This window comes from Priestia sp. P5_B4 (genome assembly GCF_056400385.1).
This window is the reverse complement of the sequence record NZ_JBFULJ010000413.1, coordinates 1-3,313: the sequence shown is the minus strand read 5'-3', so window position 1 is coordinate 3,313 and position 3,313 is coordinate 1. Positions and strand designations below refer to the sequence as shown.

Annotated in this window: 3 protein-coding genes; all 3 read left to right on the top strand. The window is 36.4% G+C overall.

Features of this window, described 5'->3' with window-relative positions; translation table 11 throughout:
- The coding region (locus AC1DRF_RS20420) for an FAD-dependent oxidoreductase (protein WP_477741538.1) at positions 1-1,472 on the top strand (1,472 nt) is incomplete at its 5' end.
- Positions 1,473-1,865: 393 nt separating this feature from the next.
- The gene (locus AC1DRF_RS20415; protein ID WP_074676692.1) at positions 1,866-2,273 is read left to right on the top strand and encodes a hypothetical protein; all 408 of its coding nucleotides are present in this window, start codon (positions 1,866-1,868) and stop codon (positions 2,271-2,273) included.
- Between the two features lie 398 nt (positions 2,274-2,671).
- On the top strand, positions 2,672-3,166 hold the full coding sequence (locus AC1DRF_RS20410; RefSeq protein ID WP_477741537.1) for a hypothetical protein: 495 nt from the start codon (positions 2,672-2,674) through the stop codon (positions 3,164-3,166).
- The last annotated feature ends 147 nt before the right edge of the window (positions 3,167-3,313 follow it).

Below are 3,313 nucleotides of genomic sequence, written 5' to 3'. Positions count from 1 at the left end.
ATGTAGATGTTGTAGTTGTAGGCGGAGGGATTACAGGTCTTACTTCTGCGTACCTCTTAGTCAATGAAGGTCTAAAGGTAGGCGTTTTAGAAGCAGGAAGACTATTGAATGGCACAACGGGGCATACGACAGCAAAAGTTACTGCTCAGCACGATTTGATCTACGATGAGTTTATTCGGAATTTTGGAAGAAGTAAGGCAAGATTATACTATGAAGCTAATGCGGATGCTTTGAATTTTATTAAGAAAACAGTTGAAGAACATCAAATTGATTGTGATTTCATCATGCAAGATGCTTACATATATGCTACTACTGATGAGTATGCTCTAAAACTTGAAAAAGAGGCAGAAGCTTATAAGGAACTTAACATTGATGGTGAATTGGCAGACCATATTCCTTTTAACGTAAAAATTAAAAAAGCCCTTGTGATGAAAGACCAGGCACAGTTTCATCCCATTAAATACCTCGTTCACCTCGTTCAAGCTATTAAGCAAAAAGGCGGACTTATTTTTGAACATACAGCGGCAGTGAATATTGAATCTGGGGATAAGCAAACAGTTCTTACACGAGAAGGGATGCGTGTTACAGGAAGCTACGTTCTTTCTTGCTCGCATTTTCCTTTCTATGAAGGGCTGGGCCTTTACTCTGCTAGAATGCACGCTGACCGCTCATATATCCTTGCTGTTAAAGCCAAAGAAGCTTATCCAGGTGGAATGTATATTAGCGCTGATCAACCAACACGTTCCCTGCGTTCTACAGTCATTAACGGTGAAGAAATGGTTCTTATAGCGGGAGAAAGCCATCAAACAGGCCAAGGAAAAGATACAATGGAACATTATAAAGCGTTAAAGAATTTTGGTGAACAAGTTTTCGACATAGAAAATATTGTATATCGCTGGTCAGCACAAGACTTAGTCTCGCTTGATAAACTTCCTTATATTGGAGAAATCACCTCTAGTCAACCTAATATACTCGTCGCTACTGGTTATAGGAAATGGGGAATGACAAATGGAACAGCAGCAGCCCTCTTATTCAGAGATATAATTCTAGGCAAAGAGAACGCCTATCAACATTTATATTCGCCGTCGCGTTTCTACGCAAACCCCAGCTTGAAAAATTTCTTAGTAGAAAATGCTGATGTCGTAAGCCATCTCATCAAAGGTAAGCTTGAAATCTCTGATGTAAGAGCTGAAGATCTATCTAATGATGAAGGGGCGGTAATTACGGTTCGAGGTCATCGAAAGGGAGCCTACAAAGATCAAGAAGGAAAAATCCACATTGTAGATACAACCTGTACTCACATTGGCTGCGAAGTCGAATGGAACAGTGGAGATCGTTCTTGGGATTGCCCTTGCCATGGATCTAGATTTTCTTATACAGGAGAAGTTATAGAAGGCCCAGCAGAAAAGCCTCTGCAGAAATATGATTACACAATGCTCGATAACCTTACATCAGAGGATTCTGGGTATTAAAGACATTCTTTCTTTATGAAAATTATTTAAAACGGCAGGCTAGATCATGAACTCTCAGTTGGATTTGAAATCTCTGACTGCAGGGTTCTTTTTTTACTGTTTTACTAAAGGCATGATAATGATGAACTACAATTTCTTTTATGTAAACCTCCTATAATAAATTTGACTTCTTCTATAATAAATATCACATACTTTTTTCCATTTTAATTCACACTGAATATATGTTTTTATTCCTCACAATCAGCAGAAAACCATACAAAATAAACATTTTTCTACCAGTTATAATAAATAGCTTGCGAACAAAAAATTGTTCATTTTTGCCAAACATTTTTCTTAAAGGAACAGACGATTATAAACAAGTACGTTCTATCTACTTTAAGGAGGTTTTTAAGAATGACTAAAAACAATCAACGCTATAAGCAAAAAGACGCTCAGCTACTTGGAGGGAATATTACTGATACTGAATTAGGACAAGAACTGGGAAGCATTCATCAAGCAATTTCCCAGCTAAGTCAAAACTTTTCTCAGTTACAAAATTCTCAACAAGGTGCTCAAACAAGCCAAGCATCAAATCCATTAATGCAGCAGATGCAAATGTTTAGCTCTCAGGCTCAACAGCAAATGCAGCAAACAGACCAACAAGTTCAACAAAATATTCAACAAGCGATTCAATCTATGAACCAAGCCCTTCAAGGCATTCAGGCTAATCAAGTTATGCAGCAAATGTATCAGGCTATTCAGCAAGGTCAACAGCAACAAAATCAACGCCAATCGTCGAACCAAAATCAACAAATTCAATAATGAATTACCTGCAAATTTGCAGGTAGAGATATAGCAATTTTTATAAAATAGGGGTTTTAATTTACGTTTTAATTAGAACCCCTATCTTTACAGGAATTGAGTATTTGGCCTATAGGTTTTAATTGTAATCATGCTGGAAAGTAAATAAAAAAAGACCTCATTATAATTGAAGTCTTTCTTCTCTTGAAAGATGAACGTTAGTATCTATTAAAGAGTTAGAATTGAAACAATTCTGTAATTTTAAGTTGTCCATAGAGCTTGTTTTTATACGTTCTTGCTTTCATAGCTAATAGTAAAGAAAAATGAATTAAATTTCTTTGTTAATTACTATGTATGTTTCGAGAAGAATTGGAAAAGTATAAAGAAGTACGTGTTATCTATTTTAAGGAGGATTTTATATGACTCAAAATAATCAACAACAAGATCAGCAACAAAAACAAAAAGAGGCTCAGTTACTTGGAACTAAAATTACAGATGTTGAGCTAGGCCAAGAATTGGGGAGCATTCGCCAAGAAATTTCCCAACTAAGCCAAAACTTGTCTCAACTGCAAAACATTCAGCAAATGTCTCAGCAAGGATCACAACAGAATTCTCAAAGCAGCCAAGGCTCTAACTCTTTAATGCATCAAATGCAGTCATTTAGTTCTMAGGCTCAGCAGCAGATGCAGCAAACAGACCAACAAATTCAACAAAATATTCAACAAGCGATTCAATCTATGAATCAGGCTCTTCAAGGTATCCAAGCAAATCAAACTATGCAGAAGATGAATCAAGCTGTCCAACAAGCTCAACAACCATTTGGATCACAAGGGTTTCAAGCATCCGGAAGCCAAAACCAACAAAACCAACAAAATCAACATTCACATAACCAACAAAATCAAATTCAATTGTGATCTTAGAAAGCGAGCATTTGGAAATTTTTAATTAAAGGAATTTCCTCTACATTTTGCTCTTTTAATGTAGTCAACCTCCATGAAACCAAAGGTCATGGGGGTTTTCGTAATTCTCCGTATTCTTGATATCTTAGTATTTCATATACT